22 protein-coding genes are annotated in these 21,524 nt (G+C 63.5%); 7 read left to right on the top strand and 15 right to left on the bottom strand.

What is annotated here, in order from left to right; genetic code table 11:
• The first annotated feature begins 28 nt into the window (after positions 1 to 28).
• Positions 29 to 1,699 (top strand): GAF domain-containing sensor histidine kinase, encoded by a 1,671-nt coding sequence (locus tag ABD059_RS12465; protein WP_343880477.1) that lies wholly within the window; start codon positions 29 to 31, stop codon positions 1,697 to 1,699.
• 122 nt (positions 1,700 to 1,821) lie between these two features.
• On the opposite strand, the gene ABD059_RS12460 is transcribed toward ABD059_RS12465, so the two are convergent.
• Entirely contained in the window at positions 1,822 to 2,478 is a 657-nt protein-coding gene (locus ABD059_RS12460; protein WP_343880581.1) for a response regulator, read from the bottom strand.
• A 183-nt stretch (positions 2,479 to 2,661) separates the two neighbouring features.
• Between ABD059_RS12460 and ABD059_RS12455 the strand changes: the two genes are divergently transcribed.
• A complete protein-coding gene (locus ABD059_RS12455) occupies positions 2,662 to 3,762 on the top strand; it encodes an SDR family oxidoreductase (protein WP_343880475.1) in 1,101 nt (366 codons plus the stop codon).
• Positions 3,763 to 3,764: 2 nt separating this feature from the next.
• On the opposite strand, the gene ABD059_RS12450 is transcribed toward ABD059_RS12455, so the two are convergent.
• The 7 genes from ABD059_RS12450 to ABD059_RS12420 form a co-directional block, all read right to left on the bottom strand.
• On the bottom strand, positions 3,765 to 4,811 hold the full coding sequence (locus ABD059_RS12450) for an LLM class flavin-dependent oxidoreductase (protein ID WP_343880473.1): 1,047 nt from the start codon (positions 4,809 to 4,811) through the stop codon (positions 3,765 to 3,767).
• Between the two features lie 35 nt (positions 4,812 to 4,846).
• The gene (locus tag ABD059_RS12445; protein ID WP_343880471.1) at positions 4,847 to 6,748 is read right to left on the bottom strand and encodes an alpha-amylase family glycosyl hydrolase; all 1,902 of its coding nucleotides are present in this window, start codon (positions 6,746 to 6,748) and stop codon (positions 4,847 to 4,849) included.
• Between the two features lie 106 nt (positions 6,749 to 6,854).
• Positions 6,855 to 6,986: a putative transporter small subunit gene (locus ABD059_RS12440; protein WP_343880469.1), complete on the bottom strand. Its 132-nt coding sequence runs from the start codon at positions 6,984 to 6,986 to the stop codon at positions 6,855 to 6,857.
• Between the two features lie 9 nt (positions 6,987 to 6,995).
• Positions 6,996 to 8,654, bottom strand: coding sequence for a sodium:solute symporter family protein (locus ABD059_RS12435; protein ID WP_343880466.1), 1,659 nt, complete (start codon positions 8,652 to 8,654; stop codon positions 6,996 to 6,998).
• A gap of 387 nt (positions 8,655 to 9,041) precedes the next feature.
• Positions 9,042 to 10,367 carry an LssY C-terminal domain-containing protein gene (locus ABD059_RS12430; RefSeq protein WP_343880464.1) on the bottom strand — a complete coding sequence of 442 codons (1,326 nt, stop codon included), beginning with the start codon at positions 10,365 to 10,367 and terminating at the stop codon, positions 9,042 to 9,044.
• Between the two features lie 85 nt (positions 10,368 to 10,452).
• Positions 10,453 to 10,704 (bottom strand): hypothetical protein, encoded by a 252-nt coding sequence (locus tag ABD059_RS12425; RefSeq protein WP_343880462.1) that lies wholly within the window; start codon positions 10,702 to 10,704, stop codon positions 10,453 to 10,455.
• A 120-nt stretch (positions 10,705 to 10,824) separates the two neighbouring features.
• Positions 10,825 to 11,286, bottom strand: coding sequence for a Fur family transcriptional regulator (locus ABD059_RS12420; protein WP_343880460.1), 462 nt, complete (start codon positions 11,284 to 11,286; stop codon positions 10,825 to 10,827).
• Between the two features lie 60 nt (positions 11,287 to 11,346).
• Here ABD059_RS12420 and ABD059_RS12415 point away from each other — a divergent pair, with 60 nt between their 5' ends.
• The 3 genes from ABD059_RS12415 (at position 11,347) to ABD059_RS12405 (ending at position 13,709) form a co-directional block, all read left to right on the top strand.
• Positions 11,347 to 11,919, top strand: coding sequence for an MOSC domain-containing protein (locus ABD059_RS12415; RefSeq protein ID WP_343880458.1), 573 nt, complete (start codon positions 11,347 to 11,349; stop codon positions 11,917 to 11,919).
• Between the two features lie 94 nt (positions 11,920 to 12,013).
• Complete coding sequence (locus ABD059_RS12410; protein WP_343880456.1) at positions 12,014 to 13,060, top strand: NAD(P)-dependent alcohol dehydrogenase; 1,047 nt, start codon at positions 12,014 to 12,016, stop codon at positions 13,058 to 13,060.
• 67 nt (positions 13,061 to 13,127) lie between these two features.
• Positions 13,128 to 13,709: an HhH-GPD-type base excision DNA repair protein gene (locus tag ABD059_RS12405; RefSeq protein WP_343880454.1), complete on the top strand. Its 582-nt coding sequence runs from the start codon at positions 13,128 to 13,130 to the stop codon at positions 13,707 to 13,709.
• Position 13,710: 1 nt separating this feature from the next.
• Here ABD059_RS12405 and ABD059_RS12400 read toward each other — a convergent pair whose 3' ends face one another.
• Positions 13,711 to 14,085, bottom strand: coding sequence for an SdpI family protein (locus ABD059_RS12400; protein WP_343880452.1), 375 nt, complete (start codon positions 14,083 to 14,085; stop codon positions 13,711 to 13,713).
• Positions 14,086 to 14,298: 213 nt separating this feature from the next.
• A complete protein-coding gene (locus ABD059_RS12395) occupies positions 14,299 to 15,309 on the bottom strand; it encodes an aldo/keto reductase (protein WP_343880450.1) in 1,011 nt (336 codons plus the stop codon).
• 438 nt (positions 15,310 to 15,747) lie between these two features.
• On the opposite strand from ABD059_RS12395, the gene ABD059_RS12390 reads away from it, so the two are divergent.
• The gene (locus ABD059_RS12390) at positions 15,748 to 17,253 is read left to right on the top strand and encodes a putative bifunctional diguanylate cyclase/phosphodiesterase (protein ID WP_343880448.1); all 1,506 of its coding nucleotides are present in this window, start codon (positions 15,748 to 15,750) and stop codon (positions 17,251 to 17,253) included.
• A 129-nt stretch (positions 17,254 to 17,382) separates the two neighbouring features.
• Here ABD059_RS12390 and ABD059_RS12385 read toward each other — a convergent pair whose 3' ends face one another.
• Positions 17,383 to 18,600: an MFS transporter gene (locus ABD059_RS12385; RefSeq protein ID WP_343880446.1), complete on the bottom strand. Its 1,218-nt coding sequence runs from the start codon at positions 18,598 to 18,600 to the stop codon at positions 17,383 to 17,385.
• Positions 18,601 to 18,626: 26 nt separating this feature from the next.
• Between ABD059_RS12385 and ABD059_RS12380 the strand changes: the two genes are divergently transcribed.
• Positions 18,627 to 19,211, top strand: coding sequence for a TetR/AcrR family transcriptional regulator (locus ABD059_RS12380; RefSeq protein ID WP_343880444.1), 585 nt, complete (start codon positions 18,627 to 18,629; stop codon positions 19,209 to 19,211).
• A gap of 21 nt (positions 19,212 to 19,232) precedes the next feature.
• On the opposite strand, the gene ABD059_RS12375 is transcribed toward ABD059_RS12380, so the two are convergent.
• From ABD059_RS12375 to ABD059_RS12360, 4 genes are read right to left on the bottom strand one after another with little or no spacing between them, the layout of a single operon-like run.
• Positions 19,233 to 19,502, bottom strand: a complete 270-nt coding sequence (locus ABD059_RS12375; RefSeq protein WP_343880442.1) for a hypothetical protein — start codon at positions 19,500 to 19,502, stop codon at positions 19,233 to 19,235.
• A gap of 22 nt (positions 19,503 to 19,524) precedes the next feature.
• On the bottom strand, positions 19,525 to 20,403 hold the full coding sequence (locus ABD059_RS12370; protein WP_343880440.1) for a TPM domain-containing protein: 879 nt from the start codon (positions 20,401 to 20,403) through the stop codon (positions 19,525 to 19,527).
• 37 nt (positions 20,404 to 20,440) lie between these two features.
• A complete protein-coding gene (locus ABD059_RS12365; RefSeq protein WP_343880438.1) occupies positions 20,441 to 20,947 on the bottom strand; it encodes a TfoX/Sxy family protein in 507 nt (168 codons plus the stop codon).
• 55 nt (positions 20,948 to 21,002) lie between these two features.
• The gene (locus ABD059_RS12360) at positions 21,003 to 21,500 is read right to left on the bottom strand and encodes a DUF4188 domain-containing protein (RefSeq protein ID WP_343880436.1); all 498 of its coding nucleotides are present in this window, start codon (positions 21,498 to 21,500) and stop codon (positions 21,003 to 21,005) included.
• Between the last annotated feature and the right edge of the window lie 24 nt (positions 21,501 to 21,524).

The following is a 21,524-nucleotide window of genomic DNA, read 5'->3' as shown; positions in this document are numbered from 1 at the left end:
CCAGGGTTCAACTCACTGGAGTCGCACAATGAGTCCCATCCGAACCACCCCAGTCACTGATCCCGAGGAGGTGCCTCCTCCGCTCAGTTCCCCGGCTGGGGGAGTCGATCATCTGCTCGCGGGATTCGCCGCCATCGCCGAAAACCAAGGCCTGCAGACCGTGCTGGAACGAGTGGTTGAGGCAGCCTGTCGGTTGGTGGACGCGAGGTACGCGGCCCTTGGTGTCATTGGCCCAGACGGAGAGCTGAGCCACTTCATCACCGTGGGCCTCGACGAGAACCAGATCAGCAGCATCGGTGCTCTACCGGTGGGGCACGGGATGCTCGGGCTGCTCATCAGCGAGCCGAAACCTCTTCGCCTCGAAGACCTCCGCCAACATCCTGCAGCCTTCGGATTCCCAGCGGGTCACCCCCAGATGACATCCTTCCTCGGGGTGCCGATCAGGGTGCGCAACACGGTCTTCGGCAACCTGTACCTGACTGAAAAGAACGGCGGCGGGAACTTCTCACAGTCCGATGAGGATCTGACGGTTGCCCTCGCGGCGGCGGCCGGAGTGGCCATCGAGAACATGCGCCTTTTTGAAGCCGAGACGCGACGTTCCCGATGGCTGGAGTGCGGGCAGGAGGCGGTCCAAGCGCTACTGAACTCCGACACGGAGTTGAACCTCAGCGATGTGGAGGTCGTTGCCGAGCACGCGTTGGCTGCCTCCGGTGCATCCCTGGTCCTGATCCTTACCCGGATGGCGCCCGACGAGTCCTTGTATTGCGAGGTGGCCCTGGGCCTCCACAGCGACAGTTTTCGCGGGCGGCTTGTGGGCGATGGAACGGCACTCCGCAAGGTAACGCTTCCGTTCAGGGATACAGCAGTGCTCAACGGGGGCGACCTCCAGGACCTGCTGCCCAACTCTGAGGCAGAGGTGTTTGACGCCGCCATGTACACCCGGATCACTGACCGGGGCAGTCATGCCCGGTTCCTGGTCATTGCCCGCACCAAGGATGATCCGCCGTTCTCGCCGGTGGATCAGCGGATGGTCGCCGCGTTCGCCTCTCAGATCTCCACGGCCCTCGAACTGACCCAGATGCAGATCCAGCGTGAACAGGACGCGGTCTTCGGGGACCGTGACCGGATTGCCCGGGACCTGCACGACCTGGTCATCCAGCGGATGTTCGCCGCCGGACTCAGTATCCAGAGTCTTCGTAAGCATGTGGTGGGGGACGAACCCCTCGCACGGATCGATTCCGTCACAACCGAGCTCGACGCGACTATCGGCGAACTGCGGGCCACTATCTACTCGCTGCAGTCGGTGACGAACAGCGAGGACAGTCTGAGCTCACGGATCCTTGCGCTCGTCCGCCGGGCACTCGACGGTTCCGACGTCGAACCGGTCATCCACTTTTCCGGACCTCTCGACACTGCGGTCGGGTTGGCGACGGCGGCCCACCTGGAAGCAATCCTGCGGGAAGCACTCTCCAACGCGCTGCAACATTCTCAGGCCACCACCATCATGGTGACGCTGTCCGCGGGCGTGCAGTCAGTCAACCTGCGGATCACTGACAACGGACAGGGATTCGAGCAGACCGGGCGTCGCAGCGGGCTGCGGAACATGCAGCAGCGGGCTGAAGAGCTCGGCGGAAAGGTCACGGTCGAATCCGCGCTGGGCCATGGCACCACCATCGATGTGACATTGCCCCTGAGCTGACGATCCGGTGAGGAACCTGGACAGGCTGCGTCAACCTGGACATTCGGGGCAGAGATGGTGGCCACCGATGTCTAGGTTGCTCACCGGAACAGGTGCAGACCGGGGCTGAGGGGGCGCGCGGGCTAGGTGCGCGGGCGCGAAATGAAGACGGCCGCCTGCGTCCGGCGCTGGAACCCAAGTTTCGCCAACACCGAGGACACGTAATTCTTGATGGTCTTCTCGGCCAGGAACAGTTCGGCGCCGATCTCCCGGTTGGTCATCCCTGCCCCGATCAGTGCCAGCACCTTCTTCTCCTGGACGGTCAGGCCCGCGAGGCGCGGATCCTCGGGTTGCGCGGCTGTGAAACCGGCGATAACCCGTGCCTTGACGTCCTCATCGAACAGCGATTCCCCATTGGCTGCACGGCGCACCTTCTCCAGGAGGTCCGACCCCACAATCTCCTTGAGAATGTAGCCAGCAGCACCTGCCAGGATTGCACCCCGCATGGCGTCGTCGTCGTCGTAACTCGTCAGGATCACGCACCGTAGCGACGGGTCCACTGACCGGACGTCCCGGCAGACTTCGATGCCGTTCCCGTCGGTCAGCCGCGCATCCAGGATAGTCACGTCGGGCGCCAGGGCTGGAATGTGGCGGACTGCCTCAGCGGCAGACCCGGTCTCGCCGATGACAGCAAACCCTTCGCCCTCCAGAAGATCCCGAAGCCCCCGTCGGACCAGTTCGTGGTCATCCAGAAGGAAGACCGTGACCGGTCGGGTTGGCTCGGGCGTTTCTAGCGTCATCATCGTCTTTCATCATCGGTCAGTTGTTCAATCATCGGCGGCGACACTCCCAAGCGGCAGTGCCAAAAGGCCCGATCAGCGGGAATCAGTGCGGAATTTTTTCGTGTATCACCGGCTTGCCGTAGAGAGGACAGGTTGCCTCGAAGGGCACTGACACACATTTTTGCAACACAAGGAGACCCGATGAGTCACGACGAGCAGGCGCCCCCATCCAACGAGCAAAGAGGGGGCACCGCACTGGTGGTTGGTGCCTCCGGCATTGCCGGGTCCGCCCTGGTGGAGAAACTGACTGACGAGGGATGGCAGGTGCTCGCCATGTCACGCAGCGCCGGCGTGCCCAGGGCCAACGTGCAGTACGTCCCCGCCGACCTCTCCTCACTCCAGTCGCTCAGAGACGCGTTGGCGGAGGTTGCCCCCACCTACGTGTTCTTCACCGCGTGGGCGCGCCAGGACACTGAAGAAGCGAACATCCGGGTCAACGCCGCAATGCTGCGCAACCTGCTGGATGCGCTCGCCGACAAGCCGGTGGCCCACGTGGCGTTGATGACCGGGCTGAAGCACTACCTCGGCCCGTTCGAAGCCTACGGAGAAGGGGACATGCCGGACACGCCCTTCCACGAGGAAGAGCCTCGCCTGCCGGTCAACAACTTCTATTACGCCCAGGAAGACGAACTGTGGGCCGCCGCTGCGGCGCGAGGCTTCTCCTGGTCGGTGCACCGCGCGCACACGGTGATCGGCCACGCCGTCGGCAATGCCATGAACATGGGCCTGACCCTCGCCGCCTACGCGGCGCTCTGCAAGGAGTCCGGACGCCGGTTCATCTTCCCGGGCTCCGAAACCCAGTGGAACTCCCTGACTGACATGACCGACGCCGGGCTCCTCGCCGACCACATGGTCTGGGCGGCAACCTCGCCCAACGGGGCTAACGAAGCCTTCAACGTGGTCAACGGTGACGTGTTCAGGTGGCGCTGGATGTGGCAGCAGCTCGCCGCGTACTTCGGAGTGGAAGCCGAAGGATTCAAGGATGAGCCGCGCACCCTTGAAGTCCAGATGGCCGGAGCGGAGCCTCAGTGGGAGCAGCTCGTCGACGCCCATGGCCTGGCCGAGCCGCGCCTGGACCGGGTGGCGTCCTGGTGGCACACGGACGGCGACCTCGGCCGCAACCTTGAGGTGGTCGCGGACATGAGCAAGAGTCGCGTCGCCGGATTCACCGGGTACCGCCGCACCCTCGATGCGTTCACCGACCTCTTCGAGCGTTACCGCGCCGAAAAGCTCATTCCCTAGAGCTACCGGCTGGCGGCGTCCTCGAGGTGTGAGGAGCGCCGCCACCCGATGGCCGGGGCCACATGGGCGGCAACGTTCTCCAGCAGCCGCGCGTTGTAGTCGACGCCCAGCTGGTTGGGGACAGTGAGCATCAGAGTGTCCGCCGACTGCACGGCGGCGTCGTTGGCCAGCTGCTCGGCGATGACGTCCGGCTCACCGATATAGCTCTTCCCGAAGCGGGACAGGGCGCCGTCGAGCACTCCAACCTGGTCACGGGTTTCCCGCAGGGCGCTCAGCGCGAAGTACTGGCGGTCCTCGTCGCTGACCAGGGGAATGACACTCCGGCTGACTGACACCCGTGGCTCGAAACCGTGCCCCTGCTCGGCCCAGGCGTCGCGGAACATCTGGATCTGCTCGGCCTGCAACTCGTCGAAGGGGACTCCGGTGTCCTCGGTCAGCAGGGTGGAGCTCATCAGGTTCATTCCCTGCTCGGCGGCCCAGACGGCCGTCTTGCGGGTCCCGGCGCCCCACCAGATCCGCTCACTCAGTCCGGGAGACTGCGGCTGGATCGGCAGCAGCCCCGACCCCATGCGGGGGTCGGCCTCCGCGATACCGGCGCCGCTGATCCCATACCTGAACACCTCGGTGTGGCGGCGGGCCAGATCGGCGTACTCCTCGCCGTCGGCCGGGACGTAGCCGAAGGTCGCCGCCCCGTTGAGTGCTGGCTCGGGTGATCCCCGGCTGATGCCCAGCTGTAACCTGCCGCGGCTGATCAGGTCGGCGGCGGCAGCTTCCTCAGCCATGTAGAGCGGGTTCTCATAACGCATGTCGATGACACCAGTGCCGATCTCGATCCGACTGGTGCGCGCGGCAACGGCAGCCAGGAGCGGGAAGGGCGAGGCATGCTGACGGGCGAAGTGGTGGACGCGGAAGGACGCGCCGTCAATTCCGATTTCCTCGGCAGCGACCGCCAGGTCAATTGCCTGGAGCAGCGCCTCACCGCCGGTCCGGGTGCGGGATCCCTGCGCCGAGGACCAGTTACCAAAGGACAGAAACCCGATTCTCTTCATGCCGGGTGCAACCATTGCAGACGGGACGGCATTCCCTAGCTGGGTTGCACCCGAAGCCACCGGTAGTCGCGGGGCTCCAGCGTGATCCCACCGTCGATTCGCTGCGCCGCAGTGGTCAGCAGATTGACGACGTCGGGTGCGAACCCGCTCAGGGTGAGGGCGTCCACCGTCTGCGGCTGGTCGCTGAAATTCGCCAGCACCAGGATCGTTGAGTCCTCACCGGGCCGCTGGTAGCCCAGCACGCTGCGGTTGCCGGTGGCGAAGTCGACCAGCCGGGTGCCCGCGAATTCGCGGGTGGCGGCACGGACCTCGATCATCCGGCGCAATCCGGCGAAGACCGCCCCCTCGGGGGTGCTGATGTCGTGGCGGCGGGCGTAGCGGTCTTCCGGGAAGCGGGGGCGGTGCACCCAGCGGCTATCGGCGGCGTGGCCATTCTCGAACATGTACTCGTTGTCGTTGACCTGGGCCACCTCATCACCGAGGTACAGCAGGGGAATTCCGCCGGTGCTGAAAGTGATCGAGTGCGCCAGCAGGATGCGCTCGACGGCGGCTGCCTGGTCGTGGTCCACCCCGCACAGCGACGCCGTCGTCCCGGAAATCCTGCAGTCCCCGGTGCGCGGGTTGTCCTGGAACGGCACCCCACGGGCAAAGCTGCCGGGGAACCGGTTGACATAGAAGGAGTTGAGGAACTTGCGGTGCTCGAAGCCGTTGATCCCCAGCTCCGCTGCGTCCTCGTCGGCGAAGGTCCAGCCGATGTCGTCGTGGCTGCGCACATAGTTTACCCAGGCGGTATTTTCAGGGATGCTGTGGCGCCGTTCCAGCGCCTGGCCAAGCAGCGACGCGTCGCGGGTGGCGAGGGATTCCCAGATCAGCGCCATCTGCAGCGGGTTGTAGGAGAGCTGGCATTCAGCGGGGTCGATGTAGCGTGCTACCTCGTCCGGGTGCACGATGGCTTCGGACTTGAACAAGAGCGACGGCGCAGCCAGCCGGCAGAGGGCGTTGAAGGCCCGCAGGAGCGTGTGCGCTTCCGGGAGGTTCTCGCTGGTGGTGCCCAATTGCTTCCAGATGAAAGCGACGGCGTCCATCCGCAGAATGTCGATGCCCTGATTGGCGAGGAACAGCATCTCGCGCGCCATCGCCCTGAAGACCGCCGGGTTGGAATAGTTCAGGTCCCATTGGAAGCTGTGGAAGGTGGCCCACACCCACCGTCCGTCGGGAGTGGGGACGAACGATCCTGGATGGTCGTCGGGGAAGATCTCCCGGACATGCTGTTCGAAGGCGTCCGGCATGGTCCGGTCCGGGAAGATCCAGTAGTAGTCGCTGTACTCGGGGTCCCCGGCGGCTGCCTTGCGTGCCCAGTCGTGCTCGTTGGAGGTGTGGTTGAAGATGAAGTCCACCACCAGGGAGATGCCGTTGGCCCGCAGCTCAGCGGCAAGAGCGCGGAGCTGAGCCATCGAGCCGAGTGCCGGGTTCACCTCGCGGTAGCTGGAGACGGCGTACCCGCCGTCGGAGTGTGGCTCCGGCGCGAGGAACAGCGGCATCAGATGCAGGTAGGTGAGCCCCAGTTCCTTGAAGTAGGGGATCTTCGCGTGGACGCCGCCGAGGTTTTCCGCGTACCGGTCGACGTAGCAGACGCCGCCGAGCATCGAGTTGGAAAGGAACCATCTGGGGTTCGTTTCCTTCGCGGCGTCGATGGCTTTCAGGTCGGTGGGACGTTCCCGCCAGGAGTGGGCCGCCTCGAGTACGAGCCGGGTGAGCTGGTCCAGCCAGTCGTTTAGCGGCCCGTAGAGCGAATGGAACAACCGGCATAACTCGGGGAAATGCTTGTCGAACCGGCGTAGGAAGGTGCCGTCGTCGTCGTCCGCCACCCACGTTGACTGGCTGGCTAGGGCCGCGAGCACATGCTGCCGCGCGTCCTGGGCGACGATCTCGTCCATTGAGGAGGGTCCTTCCGTGAGGTGGTCAGGACTATCCTTTCATCTCCGGGCCAGAGTCCGCCGTCGCCCCGGTCTCACAGGAGCGACGGCGGACCCGGTCACGCCACTAGATGATGCTGCGTCCGGCCTTCCGGGACTCGGCCCAGTCCTTCAGGAAGCCGCGGCACACGGTCCAGAGGACCCCCGTGACGATGATCGGCCAGATGAGCACGTACACGGTGAGAAGGATGGTTTCCACGGGGATCTCCTACTTTCGGGCGGACAACGTGACGCCGTCCAGGTCGTCGTCCGGGGTGTGGGTGGCGTCGTCGGCCACGGGGTCGTAGTCGCCGATGCGCTGTTTGATTAACGCGAAGTCGAAGTTCTGCGTGCTCCTGACGGACATCAGGTAGCAGATGATGGTGCTCACGGCGTAGGCCACCAGGGAACCGGTGAGGACCGTGTAATCGTGCAGGAAACCGATGACGAACGGCGCCGAGGCAACCGCCGCGAGGGCGCCGACAATCTTCGCGGGTTTCAGCCCGAAGAAGCCGAAGACCATCAGGCCCAGCACAATCCCGATCCCGGCGACCGAGAGGATGTCGAAGAGGATCCCCGTGACACCGTCCATCGAGAGCCAGGAGAAGCGGACCGGGATGAACACTGCCAGCGCAACGATCACCGACGTCGTGAACGCCCTGTTGGTCACCTTGTCCCAGTAGAAGCTGGCGATAACCGGGAAGACCAGGGCTCCCCACAGCGCACCCACGAAGACCAGCAGATCGAGGATGTCCATCTGTTGGCTGGCAAAGACCAGTGCTGCAGCGGTGGCGACGATCATGGTGATTCGGCCGACCAGCAGCATGGTCTTGGGATTGGCCTTCTTGGCGATGTTCTTTCCGTAGACGTCGGCCATCATGATGGAGGACAGCGCGGACAGGTCCGAGTCAGCGGTGGATGAGAGCGCGCCGAGGATCATCACGAAGAACAGGCACAGCAGGACCGGACCGAGGTAGGTCGAGGCCATCTGCGGGATCAGGTTGTTGACGTCGCCGCCGACCGGGCTGACGCCCAGGTACAGGGCCATGACGCCGACCATGCCGATGCCGATCACGGTGGCGCCGTAGCCGACCGTCGCGGTGACGAAGGTCTTCTTGATCAGGTCCTCACGGACGGCGAACAGTCGTTGCGCGATGGTCTGGTTGCCGATGGCGTAGGCCAGCACCGCTGCGATGTAGGGGGCGCCCTGGTTCAGGAAGGCATCGCTGGAGAAGAAGTTGGACTGCTGCGGGGTCAGGTTGCTGGCACCCTGATCAAACATGGCCGGCCCGCCGGCGGCAAAGAACACCACCGGAATGATGACGGCGACGGCGCCGAGCATGGCGACCACCTGGGCGAAGTCGGTCAGGACGGAGGCCCTGAAACCAGACCACAGGGTGTACATCAGGACGCCGACGGCGACTGCAAGGACTCCCTGGCCGAAGCTGAACGGGGAAAGCAACGCCACCAGGGCGCCACCGGCAATGAAGTTGGAGGTCAGGCTGATGACGCTGCCGACAATGTTGGAGCCGGCGAGCATCAACTGGCTGGACCGGCCGTGGCGGGCGTGCATCACCTCGGCCAGGGTGTGGGCTTTCGGTGCGACCGCGCGGATGCGCTTGCCGAAGGGGTAGATGAACAGGATCATCAGGGCGCCCCAGAGGCCGTAGTGGATGGGCCCCGAAATGCCGTAGGTGTACCCGGCCGTGGCGGACGCGTACATGGAAGAGGCCCAGATCCAGGTGGCGGTCATGCTCGCAGCGGAGATGCCGAAGCCCACCTTGTTGCCGGCGGTCATGTAGCCGTCGGCGTTCTCCTTCTTTTTCCCGATGTAGGCGGACACCAGCAGGGTGCCACCATAAACCAGGACCAGAAGCAGAATCACCATCCATCCACTCAGTTGATACAGATCAGCATCGTTAGGCACTGTCATCCCTTCGTCACGACGAGTAACGCTTGCAACTCGACACCGTCATCGCGCTGGCCTCCTGTGGGCCGTCCCCTCCGCAAGCGTTTTCAGGCGCGGAGACCGAGCCCAGTTTCGGGCGCAAACGCGTCAATCCCGTAGAAAATTACCTGAGGCAATCAAACAGAGCGCATAGCTCGGTCCTTCGGCGGCGCGCGGCCTACCGATTTGTGGGTGTTTTCCACCCGTACGGGGGCAGGTGATGCTCTGCAATCTTCACCGCTAATCAATCCCAGTCACTGGGGGAACGGTTACTCGCGGGCAGGCGTCCTGCAACGCAGTCAGGCTAGCATGCTTCGTCGGCGGACCCTAGGGGAGTGCGGTAGCGCGAGGTGAAGGAAGCCGCTGTTCAGGTCCAGGCGGTAGCCTGCGCTTGCTGCGCCGATGCGCATAGGTGCGGGAACGTTGGCTGGTCAGGGCAATGATCAGGAGAATGTCCAGGCCCAACCCGATCAGGTTGGTGCTGAGGGTGATCCCCGGTCCGCCATTGACGACGTCGGCCGCTGCGGTGATGATCCCCGCCACACTCAGCAACATGGCCGTGATCCGCGCCCGGTTGCTCCCCCGCAGCAACAGCCACGCCAGGAGGAGTTCGAGCAGGGCGAAGGCACCGACGACGCCAACGACCACCGGAATGTATTCGTTGACCTCCTGCCCCGCCACGACCGTCAGGTCCCCGGTCCAGAGCGAGACGGCAAGGAAGAGTGCCGTCAGGCCACGCAGAAACACCAGGGTAGCGCCGAAGGTGGTGGGTGCCGGGCGACGGTCCCGACTGTCGGTGGAAGCCAGAACGGCGGATCGGGAGCCGACGTCGATGGGCCGCAGATCGATGACCGGCAGGTGTCCATCGGTCTGGATGTTGTCGCCGCCTCCGTTGCGGGAGTGGTAGCCGGTGGAGAAGTTCCGCAAGATCCGCACCGTCGCCCCCGGTTCGGAGGAGGTGAGCGAGTCGATGACGTAATCGCGTTCCTCATCGATATCGGTTTCGATCTTGTGGGTGATTTGCAGGGTGAAGAGGGAGAATCCCACCGATTTGTCATAGGTGCCCGCCGCCAGCCAGTCCACGTCGGTGCCGCCCGGCAGGACCCATTCCGGCGGGCAGCGCCAGAACCGGATGTGGTGCCGTTTGCCGGGGTTGCCATTCACCTCTTGCTGGTAGGCGAAATCCTGCTGCCGACCGAAGACAAACAGGGGGCTCACCGGCGCTTCGTCGTAGCTTCGGCGGGTAACGGTGGAAACGATGATGCGCCGGGTGCTGGTGGCGTCGATCTCGTCGGCGCGGGTCCAGCCAGCCTTCATCATTGCGGTGTGCACCGCGGCTTCGGAACCGAGTACGGTCACATTGATGGGATCGCCCAGCAGCCCATCGCTGGTGCGTGCCCTGCCGATGAAGTAGTCGGGCAGGTAGATCCGGCTCAGGATCCGGTGCAACCGGGGCAGGACCAGATAGGCGAGGACCGCCCAGAAGATGATGGTGAACCACCAATGGTTCCACTGGAAGCTCTCCTGAAAAAGGAGCGCAGCCAGCCAGACCGCGGCCAGGCCGCTGAAGACGAACAGCGCCGTGTCGAGGGGGCTGCCCTTCGCGGGCTCATCGTCCGCCGGAGTGCGCGCCCCGGAAGGGGAACCGGTCATGGTCAAGAAAAGCATTAATCAGGCTCTATTTGAAGGGCCTTCAGGCTCTAGTCCCACCACTCGGCAAGGCTCCCGGGAGGGCCCCCTAGCCACGGTCGGTGTAGCGCCCCTCTGACTGTTCCGTGATGGAGCGGTTCGGTGAGGTCACATAGGTGCCGCGGACCTGGACAGCACCGCCATTACGGGTGGTGACGTAGGTTCCCTCGGCGGGGGTGCCGAAGGTGCGAGTCGTCACGTACCGCCCACCGAGCAGGGGCAGTGGGCGAACGGGGGAGGTGGTTGCTCGATGGGCGGCGGTCGGGCGGGTGGCGGTGGTGGTGCGGTTCAGGATTGACATGGGTGATGCTCCTATTTTGGGCTCGGCAGAAGTGCCGAACAGTTCAGCGTTGAAGTGGTGGTTTTGGGCAGGGCTGATCGCGGGATGCCGCGTCAGCGGGCCGTGAGAATAAGAAGTGGCTTAGCCGGTTTCGGGTGAACCACTGGTCTGGCAGGTGCGACATAGGCCATTGAAAGTGACCTCGGCCGAATAAATGGTGAAACCTGAATCATCGGAGGGGGTGAGGCAGGGCGCCTCGCCGATCACGCAGTCAACATCCTGAACCAACCCACAGCCAACGCATGACAAATGGTGATGGTTGTCGCCGACCCTGCACTCGTACAGGGCTGGAGAATTGGGTGGGTCGAATCGTCTGACCAATCCGGCACCGGTGAACGACGCCAGAATCCCGTAGATCGTCTGGGCTGATATTTTGCTCAGGCTCTTTCGTGCTTCATTGAAAACCTGATCAGCACTTGAATGGGGTGCGCTCTGGAGAATCTCCAACACCGCCACTCGAGGTGCAGTCACCTTCAGTCCCGACTCGCTGATAACGGCCCGAAGAGGATCGGCTTGGGTCTGCGAGACGGTACCTTGTGGCATACCCCTACTGTACGGAGTTGTTTTGATTAGGTCAAAACAACTCCGAGGTAATCTTGGACAATGACTGAACGTTACCGGTACGACGTCGAGGTGCTGCACCTGCTCGTCTCTCCAGCGCACGCCTACTTTGGCCGCGCCCGCGACGGTGCTGCAGACGTGCCCACGACCGACGCCGACCGGGTAGCCCTGGTGGCAGGGAAGGGAATCGTTGGGGACCGGTTCTTCGGCAAGGCCGCACACATGGACGCCGCGGTGACGGTGATGGCGGTGGAAGCGCTTGAGGAGATTGCGAGTGACCTGGCCGCAGCGCCCTTTGACCCGTTGCTGACCCGGCGAAACGTGATGCTGCGGGGAGCACAGCTTCATCCGCTGCTGGGTCTGGAGTTTGAGCTGGAATCCGCTGGCGATGTCGTGCGATTGAAAGCCGGGCGGCCCGCGCATCCGTGCGCGTGGATGGATCGCATGCTCGCTCCTGGTGCGCACGCTGCGATGCGTGGCCGAGGCGGGGTGCGCTGCCAGGTGCTGTCGGACGGGGTGCTGCACCGCGGCCCGGCGGTGCTGGTGAGCCCGGTGTTATTGGAACCGGATCGCGCTGGAGAGGCCACGATCCGACGTCCTTCACGGTTGCCCTGATCGCTTCACGCCAGCGGGGAGGAATACCTTGCCGCCCACCGGTGTTGGCAAAAGGGGACCAATTTTTAGCAAGCTATTCTGCAGGAGCTTATCTATGCCTACGACCGTCAACGCCTACGCAGCGCCATCCGCTTCCGAGGACCTCATTGCCACCACCATCGAGCGCCGCGACGTCGGCCCCGATGACGTCATGATCGACATCAAGTTCGCAGGAATCTGCCACTCCGACATCCACACCGTCCGCGGCGACTGGGGGCCCCAGAGCTACCCGTTGGCACCAGGCCACGAGATCGCCGGGATCGTCACCGAAGTCGGCTCCAACGTCACCAAACACTCGGTCGGCGACCGCGTTGGCGTCGGCTGCATGGTCAACTCCTGCGGCGGGTGCAAGAACTGTGAGGCTGGCGAGGAGCAGTATTGCCTCAAGGGCAACACCGGCACCTACGGCGCCACGGACCGCGACGGTTCCATCACCCAGGGCGGCTACTCCACCCACATCGTCGTCACCGAGGACTTCGTGATCCGGATTCCCGAGGGCATCGACCTCGACGTCGCAGCACCCCTCCTATGCGCCGGTATCACCACCTTCTCGCCCCTGAAGCACTGGGGCGCCGGACCCGGCAAGAAGGTTGCTGTTGTCGGGCTGGGCGGACTCGGCCACATGGCCGTGAAGCTGGCCGCAGCCATGGGCGCCGAGGTCACTGTGCTTTCACAGTCGCTGAAGAAGCAGGAAGATGGACTGCGCCTGGGAGCCAAGCACTACTACGCCACCAGTGACGAGAACACTTTCTCCGACCTCGCAGGGTCCTTCGACCTGATCATCAACACGGTGAGCGCCACCCTCCCCATCAGCGACTACCTGGGCCTGCTCGACCTTGACGGCGCGCTCGTCAACGTTGGAGCGCCGGCCGAGCCGCTTCCCGTCAACGCCTTTGCCCTGATCGGTGGCCGTCGTTCGTTCGCTGGCTCCCTGATTGGCGGCATCCGCGAAACCCAGGAAATGCTGGACTTCTGCGCCGAGCACCACCTGGGCGCCGAGATCGAGGTCATCTCCGCAGACAAGATCAATGAGGCCTACGAGCGTGTCCTCGCCTCGGACGTCCGCTACCGCTTCGTCATCGACACCTCAACGCTGAACTAGCGTTTCGCGTGAGTGAACCCCCGGCAGGAGCTACTCCTGCCGGGGGTTCACGCGTTAAACTCGGGCTATGACTGCGCACCTGAATATCACCGACGATCCCGCCGCCGACAGGTTGCTCTCCGAGGAGCCTCTAGCCCTAATGCTCGGGATGCTGCTGGACCAGCAGGTTGCGATGGAAACGGCCTTCGCAGGCCCGGCCAAGATCAAGGAACGGCTCGGCGCGTTCGACGCGGAGACCATTGCCCACAAGGATCCCGACGAGTTCGTTGAACTCTGCCGCACACCGCCCGCCATTCACCGCTACCCGGGGAATATGGCGGCCCGTATCCAGACCCTTTGCAGCACGCTCCTGGAGGACTGGGACGGCGACGCCTCCCAGATCTGGACCCGCGACAACCCCAACGGCGCCGAAGTTTACAAGCGGCTCAAGGCCCTGCCCGGATTTGGGGAACAAAAAGCCCGAATTTTCCTTGCGCTGTTGGGTAAGCAATACGGGTACGACGGCGACGGCTGGCGTGAGAGCGCAGGCGCCTATGGCGAGGAAGGCAGCTTCCGCTCGGTAGCCGACATTGTGGATCCTGAGTCGCTCACGAAGGTGCGCGAAACCAAGCGTGCGGCGAAGGCTGCTGCGAAGAAGTCGAAGGCTTAGCTCACCCGTTGGTGAACTCGGGCGGCAGGTCCCGCGCCGCCCGACTCCCCAGCTTCGCGCCATAAAGCACAAAGCCCAGCAGGGCCAGTGAGCCGATGAAGACGGCGACCATGGCGACGGACATGGAGACCGGAAGAATTGACGGGATGCCGCTTGTGATGGCGCACCAGCCGCCAATTTGAGTGGGCCTCTCAGCTGCCTGATGCGCGGCGAGCCATGCGCGATCGCTCGCCATCGTCACCTGGATTCGGATGCCCGCATAGGGGTTGCGTTGCAGCCGTCCGCTGGCCGCGGCCCTCGCCAGCCAGAGCATCAGGATGCCCGATCCCACCATGACGACGAACAAAACCACCCGAACCACGATCTCCCCATCCATGATTTCACCCTAGCAAGCAACTGACGGAGTCCACCGGGAGGGCCTCCGTCTGATGTGCAGTTGTGGTGGGTGCGCGCGACGCTGGGGTCGCCGTCGTGAATCGGATGTGCAGTTGTGGTGGGTGCAAAGCCCGAGAACCCGCCACAACTGCACAAACCCTCGAGGCATCCCGCCACAACTGCACACTCCAGGGCATAGGTGGGCTAGATATGGCTAGTCCGTTGGGACAGGGGCCAACGGTGAGATCAGATTCTCCTCGCGAAGGGCCGTCCAGAACGCGGCTGGCACCTTTTCGCCTGCGGCCGCTACGTCCTCGGCAATCCGACTCGGCTTCGTTGCACCTGGAATTACTGCCGCTGTGGCGGGGTGAGCCAGCGAGAACTGCAAGGCAGCGGACTTGATGCTGATAGCGTGCTGCTCCGTCAGTGCCTTGATGCGTTCCACCTTGGCGATGATCTCAGCCGAGGCTTCCTGGTACTCGAAGTGCTTGCCGCCTGCCAAGATGCCTGAGCTGTAGGGTCCGCCAACCACGATGTCCACCTGTTGTTCCAATGCAGCCGGGAGGAGGCGCTGCAGGGCGCGGTCATGGTCAAGGAGCGTGTACCGTCCGGCCAGAAGGAAGGCATCGGGCTGGGGCTCGTCCAGGTCGAGAGTCAGCTCCAGCGCCTCCGCGCGATTGACGCCGACGCCCCACCCCTTGATGACGCCCTCATCCCGCAACCGGGTGAGCGCGCGGAACGCCCCGGTCCGAGCCGATTCGAACATGGCCAGCCACTCGTCGCCATAGAAATCCTGAGCGATGTCATGAACCCAGACGATATCCAGCCGGTCGGTCTTCAGACGCTCAAGGCTGTCTTCGATGGAACGGAGGGTGGCATCTGCTGAGTAGTCGTTGACCACCTTGTTCGGGCGACCGTGGGCGAACAGGCCGCCTTTCTCTCCCATGTCGCGGGCTGAGACGTCCTCGGTCTCGTCGAGGATAACGCGGCCAACCTTGGTGCTCAGCACGTAATCGTCCCGCGGGTGAGCGGAGAGAACATCGCCGAGGCGTATCTCGGCGAGGCCAGCCCCGTAGAACGGTGCTGTGTCGAAGTACCTGATGCCCTGATCCCAGGCCGCCGCGACGGTGGCCGCTGCTTCCTCCTCGGGGATAGCCCGGAACATGTTGCCCAGAGGGGCCGTACCGAAGCCGAGGGGGCCGGGAAGTAGAGACTTGATCGTCATGCGAGGATTCCTTAGTTCGACGGCGGGGAAGCCGGTATCCCAGACCTAGGTCGGTGACAGGCTCATCCAAGATCAGCGCACGGTCAGGATCGGATATTCCTGACCGATCGGGTCGAAGGGTGTAACCGCGCAGGATTGCCGCAGGATCAACGAAGTAGGCCTGCTTTGTTTCGGTGGTCGTTATACTGAAAAGGGAATCGGAAATGGTCAAGAATAACGATTATTCGGCAAATCGGACGCTTTGGCGCAGGGTGTGTTTTCTTCCCTCCGTTTCAAGCGGAAGCAGGCTTTCAGCCATCGTCGTTGACCACTTTCGTTCAGCTGAATCACGGATTTGGTAGGTAGCGAAGTCCTTCGATGCAGTACCCAGCGGCCTGAGATATCCCGGTCGCTGAACCGTAGACTCCGGTCGAATGACCAGAAAAGCGAATCACCCTCATGCTCGATCCCGCACCAGGCGCCAATAGCCATTCATCAAGCGACGAAACCCGCGCAGAGCTGCCCAACGAAGAGTTGGCCGCCGATCACACGAATTCTTCTTACACGAGGGCGCTCGCTGAAGTTCAAAGCTGTGTCTTTGAACAGGTCGGCAGTCCTGCAACGTCAAGCTTCAATTACCTGATGACCCACGATTCGCTCACCGGCTTGCTCCATCGGAGCGGGTTTATGGCGGAGCTACAGGTTCGCCTGGCACAGCGGGCCGGGAAGAAACAGCGCCGAGGACTGTTGCTAGTGGACCTGGACTTCTTCCGAGCGGTCAATGTTGGCCTGGGGATCGCTGCTGGGGATGAGGCTCTGAGAATCGTCGCGCAGCGGATGTGTGCCGGGGCGCATCCATCTGCAGTCATCGCTCGCTTGTCCGGTGACGAATTTGCGGTACTGGCGGATTTCGCCGACGTTTCGGAGGCACAGTCGGCGGCCGCCAAGCTATTGGCGGAACTGAGCGCGCCGATGGCGGTGGGTGGGACCAGTGTTGAAATTACTGTCAGTATTGGCGTTTCAATGGTTAGGGAAACCGACATTCCTGACCGGCTCGTTGGTCGGGCTGGCGCGGCACTGCACCAGGCCAAAAAGCGGGGCCGCAACCGCTGCGAGCTGGAGTCCAGCGCTCATGGCGATCCCGACGACGGCCGGATGAACCGTCGCGGAGAACTGCGCCGGGCCATCGAGGACGGGGAGCTATGCCTGTTCTATCAACCTCAGATTGACCTCATCAGCGGTCAAATGAACGGATTCGAGGCGCTGGTGCGCTGGGATCACCCCGATAGGGGCCTGCTGGCACCCTCAGCCTTTATCGACTTCGCCGAGGAATCCGGTTTGATCCTGCCGCTTGGAGCCTGGGTGATCAACGCGGCCGTCGCACAACAGGCCGCATGGCACCGATCTGCGTCGGAACGGCCCCCAGTGCGCATGTCGATCAATATCTCTGCCATTCAGCTCAACGATCCTCGCCTCGAAGAAATGGTCACTGAAGCGCTTGAACGCCATGGTGTTGCTCCGGGGCTCCTGACCCTGGAGGTTACTGAAACTGCGCTCACTGCAGATCCGGATGCAGCGCTGCGGACCCTCGAGATCCTCAAGGCCCTAGGAGTCAGGTTGGCCATCGACGATTTTGGTACTGGCCATTCCAGCCTCACCTACCTCAAGCGCTTTCCAATCGACGAACTGAAAATCGATCGATCCTTCATCGCTGGGCTCACTACCGACAGCAAGGACCACGCGATCGTAGCGTCCTGCGTCCAGCTTGCCCATGCCACTAACCTGATCGCCGTCGCCGAGGGCGTCGAAACGCCGACCCAGCTGTCAGCGTTGACCGAACTACACTGTGACCTCGCGCAGGGATACTTCTACACACGACCCATGTCGGCCGAGGACCTCGAACCCTGGTTCATCCCGCGGCCTGAGAATATGCGCCTGGACGAATCTCAGCTGGTCAATCAGTAGAATTGCGGGGGTTCCTTGCTCAGGCAGGCGATTCTGCAGGAAGTTCTGTTCGTCGTCGTCGGGTTCGAGCTGATTTATGGTGGCATCAACGACACCAGAGGCCGCGCCTTAACCACCCCATCCTTGGGCTCACTGAGCCATTCTGGCGGTAGTCTCGAGTGTTTGTGCTGCGACCCGTCCCTGGCCTGTGGGGCTTGGTCGCGGCGCCGGTTTCAGCACGCCCAGCAGGCAGATGCCTGCAGCGGTGACAAAGGCGGCGGTGAAGCCCAGCTCCTCGATTAACGAACCGGTCAGCGTGGCACCCACGGCCTGCCCAAGCACGAGGCTGGTGAACAGGATCGACGTTCCGGCGGCGCTGTGCGTCGCCGAGTGGGTGGCCCAGATGATCAGGACCGAGCTGGCCGCAGTGTAGGCCAGGCCAAACAGGGCCGCCGCAGCGAAACTGAGGGGCAGGTTCTGCGGCACCAGGGAGAACAATCCCGTGGCGGCGGCCACCGCCGCAACGGTTGCCGGCCAGGTGGTCCGGAGGGCGTGCCGGGCCAGCCACGGTGCCGTGAGCACCGCGACAGCACCACCAATCCCGAGTGCGATCCAGGCTCCTGCCGACAGGGTCACTGCCATTCCCTGATCTTCGAGGAGTGTGCGACCGTGCACCCAGATCGCGGATGACCCCACTCCGAAGACGAAGGCCGCCACGATCGGGTGCCACAGGGCGCGCAGCTCGGCGCCTGTCTGAGCGGGCTGAGTCAACTCCGGGTCGGTTGCCGGAACGGCGCGCGACCGATCGGTCCGCAGCACGCCGATCAGTGCACCCAGAGCGACGACGGCGATCAACCCCCAGGCCAGCCGCCAGGACGTGCCGACCACCAAGGCCAGCACACCCGCGACGACCACGCCGAAACCCGTACCTGAGTTCACTACCGACTGAACCTTGCTCTGCTGTGTGGGCGCGATGTTGCGGTGCACCAGTTCCACCAGCGCCGGGGTGGCGAAGCCGGCCCCCATCCCCGCAATCAGCACTGCAGTAGTGAAGACAAGGGTGTCCTGGGTGGTAGCGATTCCGGCACTGCCTAATGTCGCCGTGGCTCCGGCGAGGATCGCCATCAGGCGTGGGCGGGTTGGTGCATACCGGAACCCGACAAGTGCCGACACGCAGTAGCTGGCCGATGCGCCGGAGGCAAGCAAGCCGCCCACGGTCGGCGTAAGGCCGAACGTCGCGGAGAACGAAGGGAGGAAGAGGCCGTAGCCTAGGCGGGCCAGGCCATAGGTTGCAGCGATGAGCGCTAGCGCCATCACTGAAAAGAGGGGGCTGGCAGCGGTTTGAGAAGACTGTAACGTGCGTTTCATTGAAACGAACGTTATATGGTTGGGCCATGACTTCACAACTCAGCGCACGAGATCGCCTTCTGGACGCGGCGGAGGATCTGGCTTTCACCCAGGGCGTTGCAGCCACTCCTGTGGATGTCATCCTGAAACAGGCGAACGTTGCTCCGGCCACGCTGTACGCCCACTTTGGGAATAAGGAAGGGCTGATTGTCCAGGCACTTCAACGCAGGTTAGGCCGGTGGGACGAGGCCTGGCGGCTGGCGATAAATAAGGCGTCGACGCCACGGGAGCGTCTCGTAGCGCTCTTGCCAGGGCTACAGAACTACCGGGAAAGTGTCACTCCTGCACGATGGTGCCCATTTCTTGGCGTCGCCGCTGAATCCCCACACCCCGGCGACGCGCTGCAGGAAGCACTGGCCAGTGATACTCAGCTTCTCAGCACCCGCCTGCGCGAACTGGCGATCCCGGTGGTGGGTGCAACGGGTGCTGGTGCTTTGGCCGAGGAGCTGCTCCTCATCTATACGGGGGTGCTGGGGATGATTCTCCGCGGGGTGGCGACCGGGGACGCCGTCGCACTGGGACTGAAAACCTCGCAGCTGGCGATCGACGCCGCCCTGAACGAGTCGGGGTGACGTTGGGTCCGACGGCGGAGGCTAGCGTCCCTGGTTCGCTGGTCTGTGGCCAGGAAAGTCTTCCTCCCCAATTCCGCCCGGTTCGTAAAACGATTCAACGAACCCCCGCGCCTCCGACATCAGCTCTTGCCGCGACATCGGGCTTGGCTGGCTCAAGCCAACGGTGAAACCATAGGTTCCCTCATCCGGACCGTTGAGCCAGGCGAAGTGGTAGCTCAACCGTCCAGGGGGTTGGCTTCTCTCGCTGACGCGGAACAGTTCCCCATCAATCGACAGGTCGAGGTCATCCATGCCTCGAGTGTAATGACTGCGGTCAGTACTTGCCGGACGCGCCCCCGCCGGTGAATCCGCCGCCTCCGCCGAACGACGAGCCGGACTGCGTGCTGGGGGTGGAACCCGAATACAGTGCCGGGTTGGCGATGTACAGGGGGAGCCAAGTCGGCGGGTAGTTCACGGCGTCGTTGTCGCGTTTGCTGTAGCGGTACTTCCGATACGCCTTGCGTTGTTCCTCGGTGAGGCGGAAGGCCGGGTCCTTCTCTTCCGCCCCCCGAATCTCCTCGTCAGCAATCCGGCGACGGCGTCGGGAGTCGGCGGAGACGAGGTAAATAATGAGTCCGATCACCGCAGACCCGACTCCCACGACCCATGCGAGGATCTCCCAGTTGAACGGTTCCTGGACCGGTTCCTGCCCGTCGGCGTACAGGTAGATCTGATCCACCGCCTCAATGAGGCCTTCGGCATACTGTTCATCGGCGAACGCCGGTTCCAGAACGTCCTCGATGACTGTGGCTGCCTCATCGTCGGAGAACTGCTGTCGGACGCCGTCGGCTGTTTCAATGCGCAGCTCCCGCTCGGCGGTGTCGGCGACCACAAGTACTCCGTTGTCTGCCCCCGCGTCGCCCACTTCCCACTCAGTGGCGACGCTGCGGGAGTAGTCCTCGATGGACCCGCCGGAATTCTCGACGGTGAGCACGGCGACGCGGGCGTTGTCGGTGCCGCTGTTTCGCTCCTCAATCAGCGCATTGAGGCTCTGTTCCTCTGCCGGCGTCAGGACGTCGGCGAGGTCGAGCACGTTGCTCTCGGCGGGACGCTCCGGCACGGTCGCCGGTTCGCTGCTGCCGCATCCGGTGAGTGCGAGGAGCAGTATCGTCAGGGCTGCGGCTGCTCCTCCAGCACGTCTAATGATCGTCACGGTGTCCCCTTGGGTTGTCCAGTGTTCTCCCGCGAGTCTAGCGAGCGGTATCAGAAGCTCCGGTCAGAACGTGCGGGGCGGTGTCTGGTGTCCGACGCCGTCGAGCATCAGGAGTGGGGCTGCCAGTGCCTGGCCCTGTGCGGGAGGAAGGCGCGGGCCCGGAGGTTGCCTGTGCCTGGACGGATTCGTCTCCGACAGATGTCTCTGGGGCTGGTGCCCCGGAGTCAATGCCGACGTTGACCCAGTACGCAAGCTCAGCGTCGTCGTCGAGCTGGTGGCGTGGCACGGTCAGCCAACCGCGTCCCATTGGTTTGTCCTGGCCCATCAGCGCCGGAACAGCGCCGCGTCGGAGGAACTCGTTGTAGTCAGCCGGGTTGGTTCGCACCAGCAGGTCACCGGCTCGATCGGCGGCGACTGCCATGCGGTCATTCACCATGAAGGAGATGCCGCCGAACATCCGGATCTCTCGCACGTCTGGATAGGAGGCGAAGAGGTCTCGAAGCCGTTCGGAAAGATGGTCTCGCGATGAAGAAGTGTTGATCACGGCAGCCCCCTCGGTTATTGATGCCCTTTGAATATGAGAGCAGGGGCAGATTCTGTCAAGGGACCTTCGGCCCCGGTGCCCGGCCCATCCGCTGCTTCGCCGTATTGTTACGCTCCCCGATGGGGACGTGTGCCGTCGCTTTCGCGAGGCCGAACAATGGCATTCCGTTGTAGACGGTCTCGATTCCGGTGGTCGGGACCTGGTACGTTTCGTGCCAGATGCCAACATCGCCGGTGCCTGAAAGTTCCTTCATGAACCGTCGCCAAGGTTCCAGGTGGGGAGATTCCTTATCCGCCGCGAATTTCCGCAGGTGTTCAGGACTCTCCCAGTAGCTGAGCAGCATGGTGGTGCGGCCGAGCCACTGCTCGTAGCCCAGCATCCCCGCGGCGGGGTCGGTGGCTAGATGCTTGAGCATCCGCGGCATGGCAGCAGCGACTCTGCTGACCTTCCTGATCTTCCACCAGCGGTTGGCTCGCATGCCGATCAGGAATACCGTGACGGTTTCGCTTGCTGGGTCAGCAGTGTGTCGACCCGCGTAGATGTGCTGTGCCATCAGAACTCCCTGGGCTCAAACTTC

Origin of the sequence: Arthrobacter flavus (assembly GCF_039526005.1) — a bacterium.
Classification (GTDB): Bacteria; Actinomycetota; Actinomycetes; order Actinomycetales; family Micrococcaceae; genus Arthrobacter_D; species Arthrobacter_D flavus.
Note: the sequence above shows the minus strand (reverse complement) of the source record. Positions and strands in the feature narration are given on the sequence as shown.

Coding starts and splice junctions, on each gene's coding strand:
- ABD059_RS12465 (WP_343880477.1), top strand. CDS start 29: ATGAGTCCCATCCGAACCACCCCAGTCACTGATCCCGAGGAGGTGCCT.
- ABD059_RS12460 (WP_343880581.1), bottom strand. CDS start 2,478: ATGACGCTAGAAACGCCCGAGCCAACCCGACCGGTCACGGTCTTCCTT.
- ABD059_RS12455 (WP_343880475.1), top strand. CDS start 2,662: ATGAGTCACGACGAGCAGGCGCCCCCATCCAACGAGCAAAGAGGGGGC.
- ABD059_RS12450 (WP_343880473.1), bottom strand. CDS start 4,811: ATGAAGAGAATCGGGTTTCTGTCCTTTGGTAACTGGTCCTCGGCGCAG.
- ABD059_RS12445 (WP_343880471.1), bottom strand. CDS start 6,748: ATGGACGAGATCGTCGCCCAGGACGCGCGGCAGCATGTGCTCGCGGCC.
- ABD059_RS12435 (WP_343880466.1), bottom strand. CDS start 8,654: ATGGTGATTCTGCTTCTGGTCCTGGTTTATGGTGGCACCCTGCTGGTG.
- ABD059_RS12430 (WP_343880464.1), bottom strand. CDS start 10,367: ATGACCGGTTCCCCTTCCGGGGCGCGCACTCCGGCGGACGATGAGCCC.
- ABD059_RS12425 (WP_343880462.1), bottom strand. CDS start 10,704: ATGTCAATCCTGAACCGCACCACCACCGCCACCCGCCCGACCGCCGCC.
- ABD059_RS12420 (WP_343880460.1), bottom strand. CDS start 11,286: ATGCCACAAGGTACCGTCTCGCAGACCCAAGCCGATCCTCTTCGGGCC.
- ABD059_RS12415 (WP_343880458.1), top strand. CDS start 11,347: ATGACTGAACGTTACCGGTACGACGTCGAGGTGCTGCACCTGCTCGTC.
- ABD059_RS12410 (WP_343880456.1), top strand. CDS start 12,014: ATGCCTACGACCGTCAACGCCTACGCAGCGCCATCCGCTTCCGAGGAC.
- ABD059_RS12405 (WP_343880454.1), top strand. CDS start 13,128: ATGACTGCGCACCTGAATATCACCGACGATCCCGCCGCCGACAGGTTG.
- ABD059_RS12400 (WP_343880452.1), bottom strand. CDS start 14,085: ATGGATGGGGAGATCGTGGTTCGGGTGGTTTTGTTCGTCGTCATGGTG.
- ABD059_RS12395 (WP_343880450.1), bottom strand. CDS start 15,309: ATGACGATCAAGTCTCTACTTCCCGGCCCCCTCGGCTTCGGTACGGCC.
- ABD059_RS12390 (WP_343880448.1), top strand. CDS start 15,748: ATGCTCGATCCCGCACCAGGCGCCAATAGCCATTCATCAAGCGACGAA.
- ABD059_RS12385 (WP_343880446.1), bottom strand. CDS start 18,600: ATGAAACGCACGTTACAGTCTTCTCAAACCGCTGCCAGCCCCCTCTTT.
- ABD059_RS12380 (WP_343880444.1), top strand. CDS start 18,627: ATGACTTCACAACTCAGCGCACGAGATCGCCTTCTGGACGCGGCGGAG.
- ABD059_RS12375 (WP_343880442.1), bottom strand. CDS start 19,502: ATGGATGACCTCGACCTGTCGATTGATGGGGAACTGTTCCGCGTCAGC.
- ABD059_RS12360 (WP_343880436.1), bottom strand. CDS start 21,500: ATGGCACAGCACATCTACGCGGGTCGACACACTGCTGACCCAGCAAGC.